Raw genomic sequence first — 22402 nt, 5'->3', positions numbered from 1 at the left:
GCGTTATTTTGCCAAAATATAGCTTTTCTCCATCCGGGCGCAGATTTCCTCCAGGGAAATCCTGCCGTCCAGGCAGACCGTGATCCAGTGTTTTTTATTCATATGATAGCCAGGCAAATACTTTCCTCCGGCCGTCAGCCGGGCGACATCTTCCGGCGCCGCGCGCAGATCCAGAATCTCTGCTGTTCCGTCTCCGGCCAGTCCGAGCTTTGCATGGGAAGCCGTCAGGATCGCGCCATACCATTTTCCCGTATCCGCCCGGCGGAAAACCGCATTGTTCGGAAATTTCTTCCAGAGAAATTCCGGGCTGTCTCCATAACGCGTCTGGGCATAGGCAATGATCTCCTGTGCCTGCCGGCTTTGAAACACCCGCGTTTCAAAGCAGTGCGCGGCAACTTCTTGAAGCTCCCGCTCGCAGGCTTCCGCCACCATGCCGACAAAAGCGCCCGCCGCCTCTGCCAGATGAATAAGGACGTATTCCTCCCCGCTCTCTGCGTCAAATACCCGGGCATCCGGGAGCCCGCTGTTCCTGAGACGGATAGTCAAATAGAACTGACCATTCAGAATTTTGCTCGTTCGTATATAAGTCTCATTCTCCTCCACAAACCCAAATTCCAGGGCTTGTTCAGGAATCAGCGCTTTATTTTGAAAAATACCGGGTATATCCAGCAATTCTATCGCCTCTTTTCATTTGTTATCCCTCCATTCCCCGCGGGCCAAACCGGGGTTTGCCGTCCATGCTTCCCGCGTTTCCCTTAATATGCGCAGGCAGACATAAGCCCTCGGGGTTCCCTGGCATTTTTCGGATTCCATATAAACAAAAAGACCGCTGCCCATCGGCATCGGCCTTGCTTGCCTTTCGAGTCGGTGTTACGCTCTGACCAGATAATCCAGCAGCTTCACCATATCCTCGGGTTCGGACACAATCAGTTCCACTTCATCGATGGTTGCATCCTTAAACATCTGCGTCAGCGTGATATACTGGCAGAGTTTGCTCTTCAGATTGAGCCGGTCTCCTTCGGATGTAACAAGCTCCACCGTACCCTTGCAGCTGTTCAGCATTTCAAAGAATTTCTGCGGATTCGTAATGTTTTTGATTTTCACTCTAGTACCCTCCTTACATTTTTTAGTTGTGTGTGGGCGAGCCGGCAGAGATTTCCTCCGCCTTATGTATGATGGTATCATACACCTCGATCTATTGTCAACAGGAAAACTTCCTGCGCACGCTCCCGGCCGTTTCCCCGTTTCTCTTTCGTCCTTCCAATTTATAGTATACCCTGGTTTTCGCGGTTAAAACGCGGTTTTTCAAAAATTTAACCTCCATTTTCCAAAAATTTGGGGGAATGTATCCAAAAAACAAAGTTTCTTTGACAAACGCACGCACAGCCCCTATAATATATTCTACTACGTTAGGATTTAGAATCGGGTGTAGAATGTCAAAATACGGCTGCATTCTCGACGACGCAACCCGCCGGGAACTTAAACAACTGGAAAATCAAAAAAAGAGCACGTTTCGCAAACGGCTCTATTATCCATTTTTTAAACGCTCGGCGGATATTTTCTGCTCTTTTGTGGCGCTGATTTTCTTTGCCCTTCTTTTTCCCTTTGTGGCCATTGCCATCAAGCTGGATTCCCCCGGCCCCATCTTTTTCAGCCAGATCCGCGTGGGCCAGCGGGGCCATCTTTTCAAGATCTATAAGCTCCGGACCATGTATAAGGATGCCGAAAAACAGGCCGACCCCTCCTTTTTCAAAAATGAGGACAGCCCCTTCATCCAGCATGAGGACGATCCCCGGGTGACCCGGGTGGGCCGGTTCCTGCGGCGTTACAGCATCGATGAGCTTCCCCAGCTCTTCTGCGTGCTGGCGGGCACCATGAGCTTCATCGGCCCCCGCCCCTTTATTCCCGAAGAGACGAAAATGCTCAAAAAGGAACACCTCATCCGCCTGACCGTCAAGCCCGGGCTGACCGGCCTGGCCCAGATCAGCGGACGGAATAACCTGAACCTGGAAGAGCGCATGGAAAAGGATTTGGAATATATCGAGAAGATGTCGGCCTGGCTGGATATCAAGATCCTCTGGAAAACCATCTTCAAAATCGCCGATCACGAGGGCGCGTCATAAGCGGGCAAGTTCCCGGGCAAATATGGAAAAGGGTTCTCCCTCGGGTATTTTTGAAAATACCAGGGGGATTTTTTTTGTGGGATGTTCCAGCTCGATTTTCTGCGAAAACAGAGCCAGATGCTCCCCCTCTCCCCTGCCATAGCGGGCGTCTCCATAGAGGGCAAAGCCCCGGGAAGCAAACTGCACGCGGATCTGGTGCGGCCGCCCGGTGAACAGCCGGATCCGGCAAAGAGCCATTCCTTCCCGCCGGCCCAATACCCGGAAGGCCAAATGCGCCCTTTTGCCTTTTCCCGGCGGCACTACACGCACGGTATTGCTCTTTTCATCCTTCAAAAGATTGTCCTCCCAATCGCCCGCCGGGGGCGGGTTGCCCGTGACCACCGCCAGGTATGTCTTTTGAAAGCGCCCCTCCTGCATCTGCGCCGCCAGCCGGGCCGCGGCCTTGGAGGTCCGTGCAAACACCATAACGCCGCCGGCCGGCCGGTCCAGCCGGTGCACCAGGCCCAGATAGACCTCCCCCGGCTTTTGGTATTTTTCCTTGATATAGGCTTTCAAAAGCGTGAGCATATCCGGGTCGCCCGACGCGTCTGCCTGGGAGGGCACCATATGAGGCTTTATGGCCGCCAGCAGATGATTGTCCTCATAGAGGATGGGCGGCGTCATGGCTGCCACCTCGCCGTCGTCCCGCAGGGCAGCCAAAGGGCCTGTCCCTCCACAGGCAGCACCAGATTGTCCGCCTCCACATGCCCGCCATAACGGCTGGTCACGCAGGCATTCAGCAGGTTTTCCGTCACCACTGCCGAAAGGCCGGTGGTATAGGAATTGATGATGAAAAACAGCGGATGGTCCGAGAGCAGCTTGGCCGCCTCTGCAACCAGGCCGCAGAGATCCTCCTCCACCTTCCAAACCTGCCCGCCTGCGCCGCGTCCATAGCTGGGCGGGTCCATCAGTATGCCGTCATACGTCCGGCCCCGGCGCTGTTCCCGCAGGACGAATTTCATGCAGTCGTCCACGATATACCGGATCGGCCGGCCGGAAAGGCCGGAGAGGGCGGCGTTTTCCTTGGCCCATGCCACCATGCTCTTGGCCGCGTCCACATGGGTTACGCTCGCCCCAGCCGCCGCGCAGACCAGCGTAGCCCCGCCGGTGTAGGCAAACAGATTGAGAACCCGGCCTTCTCTCCCCGCCCGGCGGATCTTCTCCGCCATAAAGTCCCAGTTTGCCGACTGCTCGGGAAACAGGCCGGTATGCTTGAATCCCGTGGGGCGGACATAAAAGGAGAGATCCCCATAGGAAACCGTCCAACGCTGGGGCAGCTCCCTGAAAAAATCCCAATGGCCGCCGCCGGTATGGCTGCGGGCATAGGAGGCCGCCGCCTTTTTCCAAAGCTCGGGCCTCTGCTTTTCCCAGATTACCTGGGGGTCCGGCCGGGCCAGCGTGACCCCCGCCCAGCTTTCCAGCTTCATTCCGTCTCCTGTATCCAATACCCGATAGTCCTTCCAGCCGTCTGCAATGAACATGGTTTTCCGCCTTTCTCTCATTTCTGCTCCTATGGTAACATAAAAATGGCTGATTCGAAAACCTTTTTGTTCGTTTTATGGTATAATGAATGCACGGACGGTTCGGAAACAAGTTCCCGCGTCCTGAGCATTCATTGACGGCTGCCATCGCCGCACGATGCGCGGCAAAGACATGGCCCTCGCCGGGCGGGCGTGACTGGGTTTGTACAGCTGCGCAATTCATGCCGAGGCAGGCGCTTAATAATCTTCTCGTTAGAAACGCGGGGGATTGGCGGCCCTTGTCGGGCAGGCGTGACTGGCTTAAATAGGCTGCGGCCGTTTAGGCGGAGGGTAAGCTCACAGAAAAAGGGCATGGGAAAGACAGCCCTTGCCGGGCGGGCACGGCTATGACAATATGGGCAAGAAGGGCATCTTTCCCGCGCAGGAAAACACGGTCTCGGGATAATCCCTCCTTTGCCGGGCGGATGCGGCAAGTCTGGCTGAAAAGTTCTCTTTCATTCCCGTCTGCCCATAGTGCGCCCGGAATATCTTTCGGCGGCCGTGCGCCTGCATTCCGCCCATGCCGTATATTTCAGGAAAGGAGGCTTTGTATATGATCACCATTCGTGCCTATGCAAAGCTCAATCTATATTTACAGATCACTGGAAGCCGGGTTGATGGATACCATGATCTGGACATGATTATGCAGTCCATCGATCTTCACGATACCCTGCGCCTTTCCCGGGCCGGGGATATCCAGCTCACATGCAGTCACCCCGAAGTTCCCCTCGGGGAATCCAACATCGCCCACAAGGCCGCCCGGCGCTTTTTCCGGGAAACAGGCATTGCAGGCGGGGTGCACGCGGATATCCAAAAACGCATCCCCATGGCGGCCGGCCTGGGCGGCGGAAGCGCCGACGGCGCGGCCATGCTGCGGGGGCTTAACTGCCTCTATGGCTATCCCCTTTCCGAGCGGCGGCTTCTCGCTCTGGCGGCGGGCATCGGGGCGGACGTTCCCTTTTCCCTGACGGGCGGATGCCGCCGGGCCCAGGGCATCGGCGAAAGACTGACCTCGCTTCGCAACCAGCTCCCCGGCGTCTATCTCCTCCTCAAACCCGAGGGCGGCGTCAGCACGAAAGACGCCTATCAGACTTACGACGCCCGTCTGGCGCCCGAACCATACGCCATGGAAGAATGTATGCGCGCCCTGGAGACCGGCGATCTTGCCGCTTTTTCCCGCCATACTTTCAATTCCCTCCAGCATCCCGCCGCCAGCCTCTGCCCGGAAATCGCGGCACTGCTACGGTTTTTGCAGAATACCGCCCCGGCTTCCTTCCTCACGGGCAGCGGAAGCACCTGCGTCGGGTTGTTTTCTTCCCAAGAGGAAGCGGAGGCCGCCCGGCGCTGCGCGCCGGCCTGCGCCTTTTCCTATATTGCGAAAAATGAAGACTGCGGCCTGCGCCTCTCTTAGCCGGGCCGTTTCCCAATGAAAGGAGTATATCATGCTGGAATACAAATTTGACACGCAGCTGCTGATCGAGGGCGAGGGGCTTTCGGAAGACGCCATCCACGACTATATCACGCAGAACATCCAGGGCGACTGCCTTCTGGCCGTGGGCAGCGAAAGCCTGATCAAAATTCATTTTCATACCAACACGCCCTGGAAGGTATTGGAATATGCCGCATCGCTGGGCGAAATCTACGACGTCGTCGTTGAAAACATGCAGCGGCAGGCAGACGGGCTCCAGGGATAGCGCGCTTTCCCTCCGGTTCCAAAAGACGCCGCGAGGTTCCGGCGAACCGCATGGGTTTATGCGCCCTTCAGGCACACGGCTCCAAAGAAAGGCAGGCGGCAAATGAAAGACTATCGGCGGCAAAACCCTGCCTTTTCCCTCTGCGGCCTTTGCTGCATTTTCTGTCCCATGTACCTTCGCGGCTATTGCCCGGGCTGCGGCGGCGGGGAGGGACACCAGCCCTGCGCCGTCATCCGGTGCAGCCGGGAACATGGCGAAATGGAATATTGCTTCTCCTGCGCGGAATTTCCCTGCGAACGGCTCCGGGAGGCCGCGCGTTTCGATTCCTTCCTGCCCCACCGGCACATGCTCCAAAACCTTGCGCGGGCCAGAGACATGGGAGTTCCCGCGTTCCAGGCCGAGCTTGCCAAAAAGGAGAAAATCCTGCACACACTGCTGGCAAACTATAACGATGGACGAAAAAAGACCTTTTTCTGCGCGGCCGCCGCTCTTCTCCCGCTTGCGGACCTGGAGCGGGGAATGGAGGCGCTTTGCGCGCAGGCGGCTGCGTGTCCGACGCTCAAGGAAAAGGCAGCCTGCGCCGTCCGTCTGTTTACTGCCATAGCGGATATGCGGCAGATAGACCTCCGGCTGCATAAAAGGCCCAAACGGGAAAAGAAATAAAAGCACAAAAAAGCGGCATGTTTTTCCCTGCCGCTTTTTTATGCGCATACCGATATTTAGAAAGAAGCCTTTCGGCGCTTCCGCTCGGGCGTGCCCTCGCGCTTGCGCCGTTCCCGTTCTTCCCGCTCCCGCTTCTTTTCCTGCTCCACAAAGGCATCATATTGCCGGGCAATCTCCTCTGCCGGACCGTCCGCCAGAATTTTTCCTTTGTCCATAAACAGGGCGCGGTCGCAGAACTCCATCATCTGGTCCTTCGCATGACTCACAAACAGCACCGTGACGCCCGAATCGATGAGGGAACGCACCTTGTTGCGGCATTTTTCGCTGAAAGCTGCGTCGCCCACCGCCAAAGCCTCATCAATCACCAAAATTTCCGGGCGGATCTCCACATTGATGGCAAACCCCAGCCTGGCCCGCATGCCACTGGAATATTTGCCCACGGGCTGGTCGATGAAATCCCCAATATCCGCAAACTCCACAACGTCGTCCTCCACAGCCTCGATGGCCTCCGGAGTCAGCCCAAGGATATACCCCTTTAGATAGATATTCTCCCGGCCGCTCATCTGGGGATCAAAGCCGCTCTCCAGCTCCAGAAGCGCCGCCACTTGTCCGTTAACGGTGATCTCGCCTTCCTCGGCAAAGGTAACCCCGGTAATCAGCTTCAAAAGCGTGGATTTTCCCGCACCGTTGCGGCCCACCAGGCCCACAGCCTCCCCCTTGTTGATAGTGAAGGACACGTCGTCCAGTGCTTTATACTTTTTATAGGGGATTCTTTCCCCGAAAATCAGCCCCAAAAACCGTTTTTTTGCGCTTTTATAGAGCTTATACGTTTTCTTTACATGGGTAAAGCAGATTGCAACCTGTTCTTCCATAGTTCCTCCCCCCTATGCCAAAATATCCGGCAGCGTCCGGCGCAGCTTTTTATAGAACCGCGATCCCAGAAACGCCAGCACGATCAGCCAGGCAAAGAATATAAGCGTCTCATATGGAGTCTCGAAGAACCATGTCTGATATAGAAAAGTGTTGCGAAACCCATTGCAGATATAGCTGATGGGACTGGCAAGCACGATATTGCGCAGGATCGGATCCGCCATGGAATACGGATCGAACACAATGCCCGACATCCAAAAAAATGCTGTGATAAAGGCCTTTACGGCACTATAGAAATCCTTGCTCACGGCAGAAAGCATGGCGGTGATCCAGGTAAAAAACAGCTGACAGAAATACATGAGCGGGACATAGTATAAAATCTGAATATTATAGATGGACGGCGGAACCCCCATGATGAGAAGCAGGATATACATGATGAGCGTCAACGCCAAGTTGACATAGAGATCTGCCAGCAGCACAAACGTGGGGATTGTGGAAACCGGAAACGGCATTTTTGTGATAAACGCACTCTTTTTGAGATAGCAGTCTGCCCCGTTCATGATGGATGCCTTGATGAAAAACCAGGGGATCATCCCCACCATCAGGAACTGAAAAAAAGTCGCCCCGCGGACATCGCTGTTGGTCCGAAGGCCCAGCGCAAAGGCAAACCAATAGACAAATATCGTGATGGCTGGATTCAGAATGGCCCAGGCCGGCCCCAGCGCCGCGCCTTTATAAGTGATGATGAGCTCGCTCTTGGAGAGCTTCCAGATCTGTTTCAGAAATCCGGCGTGCTCTTTTATGATCTCCTTCAAACTTTCTCCTCCGTAATTTCACAAAATCATTCCTGATTATACCACCCCTGCGAAAAAATGCAACAAAGCCTCATCCCCTGAAGGGAGAATCCGCCGGAATCTGGGCAAATTCGATCCGGTTGCCGTCCGGATCCTTGGCCCAGCAGGAATAATTCCCCGTCACGCCCACCTGCGGCTCTTTTTCCAGGCTGATCTTGTGTTCCTTCAGCCGGGCCACCAGGGCATCCAGATCCTCGACTTCCAGGCAGAGGTGGGAATACATTCCCTCCAGATAGTCGCCATCGTCCCGATAAAGCATCTCCAGATATTGCCCCGGCGCGATTTCAATGAATTTCAGCCATTTGGAGCCGTCCGGCCGGTCGATGTCCTTGTAGTCCTTCATTCCCAAAACGCCGCAGTAAAAGGCCACGGCCCTGTCCATATCCGCCGTTTTAAACGAAACGTGCGCCACTCCCCGGATGAGTCCCATCTTTCTTCCTCCCTTTTCGTGCGGCTCTGCCGCCCTTTTTTTAGAGTATACCAGAATTGCCCATGCAATACAACGCCCCGAGGGTTGCCTCCTGTCCCCGGCGCTGCATTTACAAAAGAGCCGCGCCGCCCTCCGCGGGAAGCAAAAAAATACCCCGGCTTTCTCCTTTTGCGCAGAAAACCGGGGCATTTTTATGGTTGTATCTTCTTCGCCATCCCTGCTCTAAGACCCTTTGGGACTCTCCCGGCAGATTCTCGGAAAACAGGAATCTTTTCTTTCCCTTCGCCGCCGTCGCAGTAGTTTTGGGGGCCGTCCTTTATGTCCGTTGGCTTTGGTTCACACCGGCGATTTTCAGCCCGCTGCCCCACGCGATGAAACCAGACTATTCCATCATATTTTGGAATAGATGGTTTTGCTGCTCACGCCCTTCAGCATGCCAAGCTTCCCGGAAAGGGCGCTGATTACCGGGCTTGGGGCGTCGAGCACGATGCTGATGATGGAAACGCCTCTCTCCCGATAGGGCAGGCCCATCCGGCCAATGATATACCGGCTGTATTCATGGAGAACCGCGTTGATCTTTTCCGCCATCTCCCCGTTTTCCACAATAATGCCCACCAGGGCAATCCGCGTCTCTGCTTCCATAGTTTCCTCCCGTTTATTTGGACAGCTGCGCCGCAATATCCGGAAACACCTGCAAACTGCGCTGCAAGATCCCCTGCATATAGGCGATGGAAAGCCCATAGTTGGCAATGGGCACCCCCTGATCCGCGGCGCACTGGATGCGGTATTTCATCTCCCGCTCGTTGAGCATGCAGCCGCCGCAGTGGATGACCATTTTATATCCCGAAAGGTCCTCGGGAAACTCTGTGCCGCTGGAATAGGAGAAGTTCACGGCCTTTCCCGTGTATTTTCCAATCCACCGGGGCAGCTTTACCGTGCCGATGTCGTTGCATTGGCGATGGTGAGTGCAGCCCTCGGAAATCAGCACGGAATCGCCGTCCTGGAGGCTGTCGATGGCCTTTACCCCCCGGATCAGCTCCGCCAGGTTTCCCTTATGCCGCGCAAAGAGGATAGAAAAAGACGTGAGCAGAATGTCCTGCGGCGTATCCGCGCTGACCCGGGCAAAGGCCTGGCTGTCCGTGATGACCAGCCGCGGCTTTGACCCCAGCCCGGCAAGAGCAGCCTTCAAATCCGTATCCTGGACGCATACTGCGCTGGCATGGCAGTCCAGAACCTCCCGGATGGTCTGCTGCTGGGGCAGGATGAGCCGCCCCTTGGGCGCGGATTCATCGATGGGAATCACCAGCACCACCAGATCCCCCGGAGCCAGCAGATCGGCCACAATGGGATACCGGGGCTTTGCCGACGAGAGGCTTTTGGCCAGCCGCTCTTTCAGCGCATGGATGCCCGCGCCGGTCTTGGCCGAAACCGGGAGGATATCCGCCGATTCTCCGATAAGCCCCAGGCTCCCGGCCGGTGCTTCGTCGATTTTATTACACACGATTACATAGGGGATTCCCTTTTTTTGGATGCGCTCCAGCATGGCGGCATCCTCTTTTGCAAATCCCTCGGTTCCGTCGATCACCAGAACCGCAATATCCGCCTGGTTCAGCATCTGATAGCTGCGCTTTACGCGAAGGGCGCCCAGCTCCCCCTCGTCGTCGATGCCCGGGGTGTCGATAACCACCACTGGCCCCAGGGGCAAAAGCTCCATGGCCTTTTTCACCGGATCGGTGGTCGTCCCCTTAACATCCGAAACGATGGAGAGGTTTTGCCCAGTCAGGGCGTTGATGACGCTGGATTTTCCGGCGTTGCGCCGGCCAAACACGCCGATATGCACGCGGTCGGCCGATGGTGTGTTGTTTAAACTCATTTTTTCTTCCTCCTTTTATCCGCGCACAAAGGCTATCCCTCCGCTTTGGCGTTTCATGTTTCTTTTTGCCCGGTCAGGCTTTTCAGGTCTGTGGTTCCCCCGGCTTCTGCGCCACCGGGAACACGCAGGTGACCTCCCCTTCTGGAAGCTCCACCTGCCGGATGCGCACGGGAATCCCGAAGGCCCGCTGGAGATTCTCCTCCTGAAGGATCTCCCGGGTCTGCCCGAATAGGGCGTTCCCCTCAGGGAGCAGCAGCAGGGCTTTTTGAGAAATATCCAGGGCGTGATCGGGATAATGGGTATTCAGAATCGCCGCAATCCCCTTTTCCCGGCAGAGCCGGGCCACCGTATCCAGCACCAGCCGCTGGTTTTTGAAATCCAGGTTGGATTCGGGTTCATCCAGCACCAGCAGTCCGGGATCGGAAACCAGCGCCCGGGCGATCATAGCCATCTGGTATTCCCCGCCGCTCACCTCGTTGCAGAGCTTTTTGGCCAGATGGGCGATGCCCACGGTTTCCAGAGCTTCCGCCACCTTTTCCCAGTCTTTTTTGCCTGGCCGCTCCCATTCCCGCAGCCGGGAGCTGCGCCCCAGCACCACCATTTCCTCGATGGTATAGACAAAGGAGGAGAGCTTGGCCTGGGGGACATAGCCCACCTTTTTCCAGAATTCCCGGCTGCGCAGAGCACGGATATCCGTTCCGTCCAGATAGGAGGCGCCGCTCCGCCAGGGCAGGAGCCCCAGCATGCATTTCAAAAGCGTCGTCTTTCCAGCGCCGTTGGCTCCCAGAATGGATACTATCTCCGGCTCCTTCACGGAAAAGCAGATGGAATCCAAAACCTGCTCTCCGGCTGCATAGCCAAAACAGCCGTCTTTCACCTCAAATTTCATGCCTTGATCCCTCCCGTCTTTCGGAGCAGCAGGATGAACACCGGCGCGCCGATAATCGCCGTCAGGATGGAAACCGGGATTTCCGAGGCCGTGGCGCACCGGGCCACCGTGTCGATCACCAGCATAAAGATGCTGCCAAAGCCGATGCTGGCGGGAATGACCCGGGAATTATCATTGCCGAAGAGCATCCGCGCCACATGGGGCACCAGCAGTCCCACCCAGCCGATCAGGCCGCACATGGAAACCACCGCTGCCGTCACCATGCCGGCCCCCAGCGTCACCAGCACGCGGATCCGCCGCACCGGAATGCCCAGAGCCGTGGCCTCCTCCTCCGGAAGCGTCATGGCGTTGAGCTTCCAGCGATAGACGAAGATCAGCGCTGTTCCCAGAAGGATCAGCGGCGCCCCCATGAGCAGACTATCCCGAGTCGCCCCGGAAAGGCTTCCCATGAGCCAGAAGGTGATGGCGGGCAGAACGTCCTGGGGATCGGCGGCATATTTCACCAGGCTCACCAGGGCCGAGAACAGCGCGCCTACCACCATGCCTGCCAGGACGATCATAATGATGCTGCTGCGTTTGTTGGTGCGGCCGATGAGATACACCAGCCCCACCGCCAGCATGCCGAAGGCCAGGGCCGAGAGCTGCACCAGCATGGAGGACAGGCCGAACAGGATCCCGAGAATCGCCCCAAAGGACGAGCCCGTGGCCACGCCCAGGGTATCCGGCGTCGCCAGGGGATTGGAAAAGATGGCCTGGAATGCGCCGCCGGACACCGCCAGCCCCGCTCCCGAGAGCAGCGCCAGAAGAATGCGGGGCAGCCGGACGTTGAAGATGACGTTCCGCATGGTGTCGCTCACCTCGATATCCGGAAAGGCTCCCGGAAACAGGGCGGCAAAAAACTGGGGCAGAGTAATTTCATACCGTCCCAGGGTCATGGCCGCAAGGGCCAGAACCACCACCGCCGCCAGCGTCCCCGCTGTCCACCAAATTGTCTTTCTCCGGCGCTTGCTATCCATCCTCAGCCTTCCTTTAGTTTACCTTAGAGAATCCGTCCGCCGCGGCGTCCGACGGGTTATACATGCGATCTACCTGCTCATCGGTCAGGCTCACGCCATAAAGCTCCTGATAATACTCCTTGACCTCTTTTGTGATATCCACATCGCTGAACAGGTCGGGGTATACCTTCTGGGCCATCCAGAGCAGCGTCACCGGCGTGTCTGCGCTGGGGGTATAACTGCGATAGGTCCCAAGAGGCAGCTTATAGACCTGCTTCTCCTTCACGGCCGTCACCGAACTCCAATCGTCGCCGCCGATGGCATTGTTATAGAGGTCGTCGGGCTGAGCGGCGGTGAAATTGGTAATAAAGATCACATCCGGGTCCCACTGATAGACCTGCTCCATGGTGATGACAGCGTTGGAATTATCCACCTCGATCTCCTCCGCGGCGTTCTTTCCGCCCACCGCTTCGCTCCAGAACTGGCCGAAGAAGTGCTTGCCGGAGGTAACCATCTGCTGGTCGTCATATTGGAAGAGGAAGAGGATTTTCTTTTTATCCGCGTCCTGAATCCCGCTCACCACCTCTTGAATCTGATCATAGACCTCTTTGGAATAATCGGAGATTTCCTCGCTCTTGTCGCTCCCCGGGAACATCTGGCTCAAAAGCGCGATCCACTGGTCATAGGTTTCCAGAATGTCATAATCCCATTTGCTGGGGGAAATGCCCACGGCGGCAATGCCCGCGTTTGTGAGGGTATCCATCAGCTCGCTGTTACCTGCGCTCACAAACACTACATCCGGTTCCAGCTTCAAAAGCTCTTCAATGTTCAGGTCGCTTCCCGTCATAAAGCTGGTATCCGCATTTAAAATCTCCGGGAACAGCTCTCCCAGCAGGCCGGATTTCGCCGCGCTCATGCAGACCGGGTGAATGCCCACCAGCTTTTCCGCCGAACCCAGGAATACGGTCAGAACCGACGCCATGGGATAGATATCCGCCACGACGACGCGGTTGATTTCCGCGGGCAGCTCCACCTGCCGTCCGGCATGGTCGGTCACGGTAATGGTGCCGCCTTCGGTTTGTTCCGGGGAAGACGCCGGGGCGCTCTCACCCGCCGAAGGCGTCGTGCTGGCAGCCGGCTGGCCCGCGCAGGCAAACAGCATGGGCAGCAGCAATACCGCACACAGCAGAAGGGCAATCGTCTTTCGTTCTTTCTTGTTCATCTGTTAAACTCCTTTTGTATCCATTTCGTCCCTTGGTCTCCCATGAGAACGGGGATTTCCTTTCGATAGATGCGGCCGGAAAAGCCCTCGTGGGGGAGGCGGATGAGGCGTGCCGCCCCGCCGCGGATGGCCCGGCCAAACAGGGGATCGCCGACGACGGTTTCCGCTTCCCGGAACACGGCAAACACGTCGTCCTCTTCCCCCATCCGCTGGTCGCCCGGCAGAAACAGCTCCTCCTCCGCCTCCATGGGACATACCACCCGGATATCCGAAAGCCCCAGTTCCCGATCCAAAGCATAGCGCAGGGAACCGGCCTGGACGGCCTCGCCGGCAATTACGATCTTTCCATCCTTTGCCCCGGATACGGCCCTCATGGGAAATTGATCCTCCCCGGAGGCATCCGCCTTTTCTATCGCCGCAATCAGGGCTGCCGCGCCGCTTTTTCCGATGGGCAGGCCCGCCACATAGGGCGTGCCGTATATCTTCTTGAGGCGTTTCGCCAGCGGCAGCCCGCAGGCAGAAACCGCCACGTTTACCCGCGCTTTTCCGGCGCACATAAGCTCATCAAAGCTGCTTCCCATTGCCCAGCAGCTTTTCACGGGGATTCCCGCACTTTCAAACACGTTCCTGAGCGCCTCCACATTCCCCGTGACCGAGAAATCGAGGGGCGTCACACCCAAAAGATTGACGGACAGCCCGCTTTCCGGCTGCACGGACGGGTCGCAGAACCGGCCGGCAACGGCCTCCAGGGCCATGCCCGCTCCCACGCCGTAATCGTGCATACCGTTGGTGGCGAAGCCAAAGGTGGGAATTCCTGTCTCCCGCTCGATCAGCCGGGCAATCCCGGAAAAATCCGTTCCCATCATCATGGGGATGGGGGTTCCGGCGATGGCGATAAACCGGGGATGCAGCTCCCGCGCCGCGTCTTCGATATCCCGGATCAGCTTTCCATCATCGCCCAGCACGGCTTCCAGCTCGGAAAGAGCCGAAATATAGACCATGCTGGGGGTATGATACCACCGGGGTTCGTCGTGGGTATTATACGTCGAGTTGCAGCCGGAGGCGTCGTGCATGATGGTCATGCCCCCCAATTCATAGAGGGCCGAGCATACGCCGGACACATCCGCCGCATAGGTCATGAGAACACTTGCCGTCTGTTTCATCCGCAGCACCCCCATCCTTTCACGGAAATAATCCCTTCTGTATCCTTTTCCTCCCGGGCCGCCGCGGCGATCTCCTCCGCCAGCGCCCGGATTCCGGCAAAGCCATAATGGCCGCCGCCCTCCAACAGATTGACAAAATGGCGGGTGCCCGTGAAATAGGCCGCCTTCTGCCCGATGGCCAGGAATTCCTCCTCCGCCGCATGGGGCAGCATTCCCATCCCGGCATGCACCGTGGGATACAGCCGCAGGCCGCCTGCGTTCTCCTTAAGCCAGTCAAAGGCCGGCCGGTCGCCCGGGGTCATGGCGTCCACATAAACCCGCTCCACCCGGAAGCCATGCTGAATCAGCAGCTTCGCCAGGCCCAGCGGCCGGGACGTGGCCGTATAGTCGATGGCAACCGGCATATCCCCCGCCGCCTCTCCGGCCCGGGCCAGGGCCGCTTCCGCCTCTCGCTCCAGCGCCGCAAAATCCGGCAGAGGAAGGGACAGCTCCGCCGCCAGCCTTTGCAGGTTTTCCCGGATCTCCTCCGGCTCATAGGAAAGGGGCAGATGCAGATGCTTCTGCGAAAGCCGCTCCTCCAGCGTCTGCCCGGCCAGCACCGCCGCCGGATTATAGCTCAGGCAGGTCTGGCTTTCCGCCAGCGCCTGGTATTCGTCATAGGTATGGCAGCCCGTGATCTCCCGCACGGTATAGCCGCCCGCTGCCAGCATGGTCATCAATTCGCTGTCTTTTTGGGTGGCCTCGTTGTTGCCGATGATGGTCACGCAGTCCGCCCGCATCTCCCGGGGGTGCAGCAGACTATAGAGCTGCTGGCGCATTTTGGCGTCCGGCGTCACCTTGGTCTTGCGCATGATGGGATTCATATAGCAGTCGGTAAAATCGATATCCGGAAAGCGTTCCCGCAGCTTTTCATAGACAAAGGGAAGATCGCAGCCGATAAAGTGATGGATGCAGCTGGTGAAGATAAGAAGCGCCCGGGGGCGATAGGGCAGCTTGGCGAGGATATCCGTCACGCCGTCGATAATGAGATCCTCCATGTCGCCGTCCAAAACGTTGTTCTCCCGGACGTCGATGGTGGAAAACCGATCCTCCGCCCCCATCTCTGCCGCCGTCAGCACCACGCCCCGCAGGCATCCCTGGGCGCAGACAAAAATCTGATGGCTCTCGGGAATAAGCATGCCGATATGCACGATATTCCAGGGGCCGCGGGCCGGCGCCGCATATTCCAGGCCGCCCGGGAAAGGCGCGGGAAAGGCTGCTTCCCGGATGGGGAGCGAGAGATCCTCCATAGGCTTTCTCAAATCAATCATGCGTCATCCTCCCCATAGGCGGCCAGCACCTGCTCCGCCAAAGTCCGGTATTCCCCGGCCATTTCACTCTCCGGAAACGCCTCTATCACCGTCTTTTTAAGCTCTTCCGCCCGCTGGACGGTTTCGCTCCAATGAAGGGCTCCCACAATCCGGGAGCCGGTATCTGCCGCCAGTTCCTCCACCTTTTCCTGTTCCCGGGGCACGCCCCGGCGGTTTAAAATAATCCCGCCCAGGCTGGCATAGCCCCGGCTTTTGAAGTTTTCCACGGCCATGGCGATGTTGGCCGCCGCATGGATGGCCATATTCTCCCCGGAGGTGACCACAAAAACCTTTCTCGCATATCCCTCCCGGATGGGCATGGCAAAGCCGCCGCAGACCACGTCGCCCAAAACGTCATAAAGTACGATATCCGGCCGCAAAATCGAAAACGCCTCTTTTTCCTCCAGGGTTTCCAGCGCAGCGATAATCCCCCGCCCGGCGCAGCCCATGCCCGGCGTCGGGCCGCCGGCCTCCACGCAGTAAACGCCGCCGTAGCCCCGGGTAATCATCTCGTCCAGCGCGATGGTTTTCCCCTTCTCCCGGATCAGATCCAGAACGGTTTTCCGGGGTGTCCCCCCATGAAGAAGGGTCGTTGAATCCGCCTTGGGATCGCAGCCGATCTGCATAACCCGCTTTCCCATGGCGGCAAAGGCGGCCGAAAGGTTGGATGCGGTGGTGGATTTCCCGATACCGCCCTTTCCATATATAGCAATTTTAATCATGATCGTTTCCTCCCTCTTTTGGATAATCCCCCCGGCTCACCACCGGGTCATAGCCAACCGCGCGAATGGCGCTTCGCAGCTTTTCCCGCATGACGGCGCCGTCACCCACGGAACCGGCCTTGCCGTCATAGAGCAGATACCGCCGCCGCGCCTCCTCCGGGGATATATTGGGCATCACCACATTCGCTCCTGCCAGAATCCCCTGCTCCCGGCCATCCGGCTGAATGGTTCCCAGCGCCGTCGTCGCCGGCAGGAGCACCCGGGGAAAGAGAAGCCGGAACAGGCTCAGCAAAAACAGCGTGTCCCGGAGCGTCCCCGGCGGCTGATCGCGAAAGGGCGTATCCTTGTGGGGGATAAACGGCCCAATGCCGATCATCTCGGGCCGGAGCTCATAGAGATAATAAAAATCCTCCGCCAGGTTTTCCGGCGTCTGAAACGGCGCCCCCACCATGCAGCCCGCCCCGGTCTGATAGCCGATTTCCTTCAAATCCTTTAGGCATTGCATCCGGTGTGCCAGGGAAAGCTCGGGGGGATGCAGCTTTCCATAGTGGGCGGGACATGCCGTCTCATGGCGGAGCAGATAGCGGTCTGCCCCGGCGTCAAAAAACCTTTGATAGGATTCCCGCTCCCTTTCCCCCAGGGAAAGCGTAATGGCGCAGTCCGGGAAGCTTTCCCGGATTCTGCTCACAAGCGCGCTCACCCTCTCGTCGGTGAAATACGGGTCCTCCCCGCCCTGCAAAACAAAGGTGCGGAAGCCGTCTGCATATCCCATCCGGCAGCAGGCCAGGATCTCATCCTTCGTCAGGCGGTATCGGGAGGCATTTTTGTTGCTTCGCCGAATGCCGCAGTAATAGCAATCGTTCTTGCAATAATTGGAGATTTCAATCAGTCCCCGCAGGAAAACCTGCCTGCCAAAGATGCTCCGGGCCACTTTCCTGGCCTTGCACGCCGCATATGTCCGTTCCTCTTCGGTATACGTCGCAAGCAATTCCGCCAGCTCGCTTTTTTCCGGCAGCCTGCCCGCCGCAATTGTCTCGATTCTATCTATATTCTTTGTCTTTTCCATTTGTATTGTCCCTTTGACCAGCAACAGCTTTGGAACATCCCAAAACGGCTCAACCTTTATCCATCCATTGAAGATTTTAATAAACTTCCCAAACCCTCAGGATTTTTCAGGCATATACTTCACATCTGCGCAATCCAGCACAGCCTGCCGCTGCAATCCCATCTGATTTCTGTTTATCTCCATCTGCCAAATCGCGAAACTTCTCTGCCGCTTTCTTTGTAAGGAATTCCGAATGAAAAAAGGCTCCCCCTGCCGCACGGGCAGAAGAAGCCTGTCAAAAATTCAAAAGGAATTTATGGGTGCGCCTTCTGACTCCGAACGGATCATCGTCAATTCAGTACGACTTTTTTGCTCTTTTCCCGGTTTCCCCGCAGAACACTCTTTGGAGTCACCGTAAAATTTAGTATAGCACGGCGCTTGTCTTTGCGCAACTGCTTTTCTTTTAGATACCCGGATTTTTCCATAGAAAAACACGCCCCGTTCAAATCCGGCAAAAAATAAAAAATTTATATGGAAAGTATTGACAGAAGATCCCCCGCATTCTATAATGAGTCCATAAACCACTGTCGCACGTGCGACATATATTTTAAGGAGGGATATGTATGAACATACGGTCCGAACTGCAGGCACTCCGCGCAGAGATTATTCAGAATATAGACGCGGCCTTTGATCGTTTCCTTTGTCGGCTGGAGGAGCAAGAACCGGAATTGGCGGAAGTGCCCTCTCCCGGCCCCCAGGAGGAGATTCCCTATGAAAGTATTTTTAAATTATCCTCTAATCCCGCTATTTTTAAGGGGACAAAGCCCACGGGAGTATGTTTCGCAGACGGCAGACGCATCAATGCCGGCACATGGAAGATGGTATATAAGGCCATTTTGGAGGACTGCAACAAGGATGTGGAAAAGCATGTGGAGCTGATGAACCTTCGGGGAAAGATTTTGGGCAAAACCCGGGTTCTTCTTTCACAGGACGGTGCATCGATGACCAGTCCGATCCAGCTGGACCGAAATCTGTTTGTGGAATCTCATTATGACACGGAAATGCTGCTCCGCATTCTCATGACCAGGATTTTAGACCCGGTCCGCTATGACTATAGTCAAATAACCGTGGCTATCCGCAATGACCGTTGACGCAGGTTTCTGAGCTTCACCGCGCATGATGCCCGCGTCTTTTCATTCCTTTATAATTTTCTTTTGTGATCTAATAAAAAAGGCTGCCTCTCGGCAGCCTTTTTTCTGTGTTATATCGGTTTTTAGCCTCTCGGGCCGGCATCCACAATGTGCTTGGGCATATTGGGATACTTCTTAGCAAAGTTCTCCTGGAACATCCGGGCCAGCTTCTTGGCGGCTTCGTCATAAGCAGCCTTATCCGCCCATGTGTCGCGGGGGTTCATGATTTCCGCAGGAACATCCGGGCAGCTCTGGGGAACGTCGACATTGAAGATCTCATCGTGCTTATATTCTGCATTGTCGAACGTGCCGTTGAGAGCGGCGGTGATCATGGCGCGGGTATATTTCAGCTTCATGCGGCTGCCCACTCCATAGGGGCCGCCGGACCAGCCGGTGTTCACCAGATATACCTTGGTGTTGTATTTCTCAATGCGTTCACCCAGCATTTCCGCATAGACCGAGGGATCCATGGGCATGAAGGGAGCGCCGAACAGCGTCGAGAACGTGGGCTGCGGCTCAGTGATGCCGCGCTCGGTTCCAGCCAGCTTGGAGGTGAAGCCGGTTACAAAGTGATACATCGCCGCGTTTTCATCCAGCCGGCTGATGGGAGGCAGAACGCCGAAAGCATCCGCCGTCAGGAAGATAACTACCTTCGGGATCTTGCCGATGCCGGGAATGGCTGCGTTGGAGATGAAGTCCACCGGATATCCCACGCGGGTATTTTCCGTCAGGCTGCCGTCATTGAAATCCGGAACGCGGGTTTCGGGATCGAGAACTACGTTCTCCATCAGGCTGCCGAAGCGGATCGCGCCGTAAATTTCCGGCTCGCCCTCGGGATCCAGGTTGATGGTCTTGGCATAGCAGCCGCCTTCAAAGTTGAAGATGCCGCGATCCGACCAGCCGTGCTCGTCGTCGCCGATGAGCTTGCGGTTCGGGTCGGCGGAAAGGGTGGTCTTGCCCGTGCCGGAGAGGCCGAAGAACACGGCGGTGTCGCCGGTTTCGGGATCCATGTTGGCAGAGCAGTGCATGGGCAGAACGCCTTCCTTGGGCATCAGATAGTTCATAACGGAGAATACGCTCTTCTTGATCTCGCCTGCATACTGGGAACCCGCGATAATAACCATCTTCGCTTCATAGTCGATCATGATGGCCGCTTCGCTGTTCACTCCGTCCACTTCCGGGATGCACTTGAAGCCGGGAGCCGCAATGATGGTGAAATCAGCTTCGCCATAGTCAGCAAGCTCTTCCGCAGTGGGACGGATCAGCAGCTGGTGAATGAACAGGTTTTCGCTGGCCAGCTCATTGACAATACGGAATTTCTTGGTGCAGGCCGGGTCGGCGCCGGCAAAGCCGTCGAAAATAAAGATCTCACGGTTCTGCAGATAAGCCGCCATTTTGTTTTTGATGGCGTCGAATTTTTCCTTGGTGATAGGAACGTTGACGCTGCCCCAGGCGATGGTGTCGTGCACGGCAGGCGTGTCCACAATGAATTTGTCCTTAGGCGAACGACCCGTGTATTTCCCGGTGGTCACCGTGAGGGCGCCTTTATCGCTCAGCTGGCCTTCGCCTCTGCGCAGAGCCGCCTCTACAAGGGCCGCGGGAGAAAGATTGCGGTAAACCGCCGTGGGGTTCAGAATCCCCAGTTTTTCCAGACCATAAGTCTCCATTATGTACCTCCTAAAAATATAATAGTTGCTATAATTTTGCGCTTGTTTTTCCCCTTTCAGGCAGAAAAAGAAGCGGGCTTTCCGGGCAGCATTCTCTAACGTCCAGAACGTTGCCCATATTTTTATTATTCTATATATAATCCTTTTTTCCTTCCTAGAATCAAAAATTTGTGAAAAAATCTACAATTTATTTTTCATTTATTCATAATTGCTCGAAAAAACCATATTATTAAGATCATCGCCGCCAGCAGGGGATTTTGAAAACCCTCCGGGGCGTCTCTTCTTTATGCCGGCCCTGCCTTTCATGCTTTTCTTGTGCAATTTCAAAAATTCCATCCTTCACAAAGAAAAAGGGAGAGCAGGGTGCCCTCCTCTTATTCTTTTCCTTCCCGCCAATGTTAATACATCAGATTTCGGTCGATGACTGTCCCATCCAGAGCGTTAACCGAGAGATAGCACTTTTCTTCCGCATCCTCGATTTTTCCGATGCTGTCGTCCCGGCCGAAAAAATTCCAGACTGGGATCAGCTTATATTCCCCCGAATCCTTCATGAGCACTTTTCCTAACTCCAGGGAAATCCGTTCCACACGCACCTCATCCGGGTCCCACCAGCCCTGCTGTTCCTCCCCCGGGGTCAGCATATAGCCCATCTGGCGCTCAAAAACCGTCTGGATCTCCTGCCAGGACAGGATCTTTGTGTTTTCATTATCTACCTTTATAATTTTAGACGGATTATACCACCGGATGGTATAGATCTCCCCTTCATACATCTCCACTGTAAAGCTCTCGGGCTCCCAGAGCCGCTGCACCACCACACCATCGCCGTCCGTAGGTTTCAAATTCAGATACTGGGCGGCATAGTCCTCCACAGCTCCGTTATAGGAGCGGGTGAAGACGTATTCGCCCCCTTTATCACTTTGTCTAGCTTCATATAGTTCCATATAGTCAATGCCAGCGATTTTCAGCATCTCTTTCACTTTTTGAAGTTCCGGGGTTTCCTGCACTTGTGACCCCGGCGTCCATTTCTTAGGCAGACTCTCTTCCAGCATATTTCCGATCTCTGTATATCCATCCTGGCGGTCTACCCAGAGCATGGCATCCATCTCCCCTTCCTCCGGATTACAAAACCCCACATAATACCGGGCCCTGTCTTTTTTGCAGAGAATGGATACCCACTCCTTTCCATCATCTCCCGCTGCAAACATATAATCCGGCGCGCCAAGTTCCTCATCTGTCGGTGCGTTTAAATACGCCTGCTGCAGTTCTTGCAGCATCTTTTTCCCGTCCTCCTCTGCCCAAATCCGAAGAAGCTCTTTAGGGAGCATCGTTAGATATTCCCCATCCCCAAAGCGGCTGGGAATTGGTCCGTGATAATCCCCTGCTTCCCCATCTTCCGGCTCTCCGGTCGCTGGATTCAGTCCGTTTTCTGCCCGGAATATCTGAAATTCCATTTCTCGGATTTGTTCTTCCAAATCAATCTTTGTGAAAATTCCATACTTATATTTTGTATACCCCGGAAACAGGCCTTCCGTCATCTGCCGCAAAGAGTCCCCGCTTTCAAAATACCGAGGCGCTACGGTCAGCACCGCCATTTGGCTTTCATCTCCGCCAGTGATATCCGCATCCACCACCAGTGTTTTTCCGGATTCCGCATAGGTTTTTTCCAGAGTATAATGACTCCCCACGCCTGTGGGCGCCTGCCCGGCTTTGGCCGTCTCCTCAATCTTTTCCGTCAAATCCCCCTGTTTTTGCTGCACATAGCCAGTGTCCGGCGTCGGCTGACAGGCATACAAAAAAAGCAGGGCGGCGGCCAGCATCATCGTGAAAAAGCGTCTCTTCATAGTTCTCTCCTTTCTCTCTTTGCCGTATTTGGCCGGCACATGTTTACTTACATCCCTTCCGGCAGATTCCCCGCCGGATACTTCCTGCCATTCTGCCCACAAAGATGCCGTGCTGTCTTTTCGCCGTATATTTCCCTCTCCGCCGCTTGGAAGCCCGAGCAAATTCCCCTCAAACTTCCTCCGGTGTGGTTTCCCGCCGCGGTGCAGAACCCCATCTGGGCAAAACCAGGACTATTCCAATGCTGAAATAAAT

23 protein-coding genes are annotated in these 22402 nt (G+C 56.0%); 5 read left to right on the top strand and 18 right to left on the bottom strand.

What is annotated here, in order from left to right:
• Positions 1-3: 3 nt before the first annotated feature.
• Positions 4-672: an MmcQ/YjbR family DNA-binding protein gene (locus tag H8693_RS06545; RefSeq protein WP_249280319.1), complete on the bottom strand. Its 669-nt coding sequence runs from the start codon at positions 670-672 to the stop codon at positions 4-6.
• Positions 673-870: 198 nt separating this feature from the next.
• A complete protein-coding gene (locus H8693_RS06540; protein WP_178621830.1) occupies positions 871-1104 on the bottom strand; it encodes a polya polymerase in 234 nt (77 codons plus the stop codon).
• 329 nt (positions 1105-1433) lie between these two features.
• Here H8693_RS06540 and H8693_RS06535 point away from each other — a divergent pair, with 329 nt between their 5' ends.
• Positions 1434-2123: a sugar transferase gene (locus tag H8693_RS06535; protein ID WP_178621828.1), complete on the top strand. Its 690-nt coding sequence runs from the start codon at positions 1434-1436 to the stop codon at positions 2121-2123.
• Here H8693_RS06535 and H8693_RS06530 read toward each other — a convergent pair.
• Together H8693_RS06530 and H8693_RS06525 are read right to left on the bottom strand one after the other, a co-directional pair.
• Complete coding sequence (locus H8693_RS06530; protein ID WP_330605719.1) at positions 2118-2822, bottom strand: RluA family pseudouridine synthase; 705 nt, start codon at positions 2820-2822, stop codon at positions 2118-2120. The two genes, H8693_RS06535 and H8693_RS06530, sit on opposite strands and share 6 nt — an antisense overlap.
• On the bottom strand, positions 2783-3643 hold the full coding sequence (locus H8693_RS06525; RefSeq protein WP_249280331.1) for a class I SAM-dependent methyltransferase: 861 nt from the start codon (positions 3641-3643) through the stop codon (positions 2783-2785). Before H8693_RS06525 ends, H8693_RS06530 begins: the two co-directional genes overlap by 40 nt.
• 592 nt (positions 3644-4235) lie before the next feature.
• On the opposite strand from H8693_RS06525, the gene ispE reads away from it, so the two are divergent.
• The 3 genes from ispE to H8693_RS06510 all read left to right on the top strand — a co-directional run bounded on the left by ispE (position 4236) and on the right by H8693_RS06510 (position 6039).
• Complete coding sequence (ispE, locus tag H8693_RS06520) at positions 4236-5093, top strand: 4-(cytidine 5'-diphospho)-2-C-methyl-D-erythritol kinase (protein WP_178621826.1); 858 nt, start codon at positions 4236-4238, stop codon at positions 5091-5093.
• A 31-nt stretch (positions 5094-5124) separates the two neighbouring features.
• Positions 5125-5376, top strand: coding sequence for a kinase to dihydroxyacetone kinase (locus H8693_RS06515; protein WP_178621824.1), 252 nt, complete (start codon positions 5125-5127; stop codon positions 5374-5376).
• Between the two features lie 102 nt (positions 5377-5478).
• Positions 5479-6039 carry a DUF3795 domain-containing protein gene (locus H8693_RS06510; RefSeq protein WP_249280318.1) on the top strand — a complete coding sequence of 187 codons (561 nt, stop codon included), beginning with the start codon at positions 5479-5481 and terminating at the stop codon, positions 6037-6039.
• A gap of 56 nt (positions 6040-6095) precedes the next feature.
• On the opposite strand, the gene H8693_RS06505 is transcribed toward H8693_RS06510, so the two are convergent.
• The 12 genes from H8693_RS06505 to hydE form a co-directional block, all read right to left on the bottom strand.
• Complete coding sequence (locus H8693_RS06505) at positions 6096-6911, bottom strand: ABC transporter ATP-binding protein (protein WP_249280317.1); 816 nt, start codon at positions 6909-6911, stop codon at positions 6096-6098.
• Between the two features lie 12 nt (positions 6912-6923).
• A complete protein-coding gene (locus H8693_RS06500; protein ID WP_249280316.1) occupies positions 6924-7724 on the bottom strand; it encodes an ABC transporter permease in 801 nt (266 codons plus the stop codon).
• Positions 7725-7794: 70 nt separating this feature from the next.
• Positions 7795-8193 carry a VOC family protein gene (locus H8693_RS06495; RefSeq protein ID WP_249280315.1) on the bottom strand — a complete coding sequence of 133 codons (399 nt, stop codon included), beginning with the start codon at positions 8191-8193 and terminating at the stop codon, positions 7795-7797.
• Positions 8194-8583: 390 nt separating this feature from the next.
• Positions 8584-8835 carry a TM1266 family iron-only hydrogenase system putative regulator gene (locus H8693_RS06490; protein WP_178621815.1) on the bottom strand — a complete coding sequence of 84 codons (252 nt, stop codon included), beginning with the start codon at positions 8833-8835 and terminating at the stop codon, positions 8584-8586.
• 13 nt (positions 8836-8848) lie between these two features.
• Positions 8849-10066 carry a [FeFe] hydrogenase H-cluster maturation GTPase HydF gene (gene hydF / locus H8693_RS06485; protein WP_249280314.1) on the bottom strand — a complete coding sequence of 406 codons (1218 nt, stop codon included), beginning with the start codon at positions 10064-10066 and terminating at the stop codon, positions 8849-8851.
• A gap of 82 nt (positions 10067-10148) precedes the next feature.
• Complete coding sequence (locus H8693_RS06480) at positions 10149-10955, bottom strand: ABC transporter ATP-binding protein (RefSeq protein WP_249280313.1); 807 nt, start codon at positions 10953-10955, stop codon at positions 10149-10151.
• Positions 10952-11971 carry a FecCD family ABC transporter permease gene (locus H8693_RS06475; RefSeq protein ID WP_178621809.1) on the bottom strand — a complete coding sequence of 340 codons (1020 nt, stop codon included), beginning with the start codon at positions 11969-11971 and terminating at the stop codon, positions 10952-10954. The genes H8693_RS06480 and H8693_RS06475 overlap by 4 nt, the downstream gene beginning before the upstream one ends.
• 13 nt (positions 11972-11984) lie before the next feature.
• A complete protein-coding gene (locus tag H8693_RS06470) occupies positions 11985-13172 on the bottom strand; it encodes an ABC transporter substrate-binding protein (protein WP_249280312.1) in 1188 nt (395 codons plus the stop codon).
• A complete protein-coding gene (locus H8693_RS06465; RefSeq protein WP_249280311.1) occupies positions 13169-14335 on the bottom strand; it encodes a nitrogenase component 1 in 1167 nt (388 codons plus the stop codon). Before H8693_RS06465 ends, H8693_RS06470 begins: the two co-directional genes overlap by 4 nt.
• Complete coding sequence (locus H8693_RS06460; RefSeq protein ID WP_249280310.1) at positions 14332-15645, bottom strand: nitrogenase component 1; 1314 nt, start codon at positions 15643-15645, stop codon at positions 14332-14334. The genes H8693_RS06465 and H8693_RS06460 overlap by 4 nt, the downstream gene beginning before the upstream one ends.
• Positions 15642-16406 carry a nucleotide-binding protein gene (locus tag H8693_RS06455; RefSeq protein WP_249280309.1) on the bottom strand — a complete coding sequence of 255 codons (765 nt, stop codon included), beginning with the start codon at positions 16404-16406 and terminating at the stop codon, positions 15642-15644. Before H8693_RS06455 ends, H8693_RS06460 begins: the two co-directional genes overlap by 4 nt.
• Positions 16399-17472: a [FeFe] hydrogenase H-cluster radical SAM maturase HydE gene (hydE, locus tag H8693_RS06450; RefSeq protein WP_249280308.1), complete on the bottom strand. Its 1074-nt coding sequence runs from the start codon at positions 17470-17472 to the stop codon at positions 16399-16401. Before hydE ends, H8693_RS06455 begins: the two co-directional genes overlap by 8 nt.
• Positions 17473-18074: 602 nt before the next feature.
• Here hydE and H8693_RS06445 point away from each other — a divergent pair.
• Positions 18075-18602 (top strand): hypothetical protein, encoded by a 528-nt coding sequence (locus H8693_RS06445; protein ID WP_249280307.1) that lies wholly within the window; start codon positions 18075-18077, stop codon positions 18600-18602.
• A 122-nt stretch (positions 18603-18724) separates the two neighbouring features.
• Here H8693_RS06445 and pckA read toward each other — a convergent pair whose 3' ends face one another.
• Positions 18725-20308: a phosphoenolpyruvate carboxykinase (ATP) gene (gene pckA / locus H8693_RS06440; protein WP_249280306.1), complete on the bottom strand. Its 1584-nt coding sequence runs from the start codon at positions 20306-20308 to the stop codon at positions 18725-18727.
• A 398-nt stretch (positions 20309-20706) separates the two neighbouring features.
• Positions 20707-22149, bottom strand: coding sequence for a DUF6034 family protein (locus tag H8693_RS06435; protein WP_249280305.1), 1443 nt, complete (start codon positions 22147-22149; stop codon positions 20707-20709).
• Positions 22150-22402: the final 253 nt, after the last annotated feature.

It is taken from the genome of Guopingia tenuis (assembly GCF_014384805.1).
Classification (GTDB): domain Bacteria; phylum Bacillota; class Clostridia; order Christensenellales; family Christensenellaceae; genus Guopingia; species Guopingia tenuis.
The sequence above is the reverse complement of the archived record's forward strand: the minus strand, read 5'-3'. Positions and strand labels throughout refer to the sequence as shown.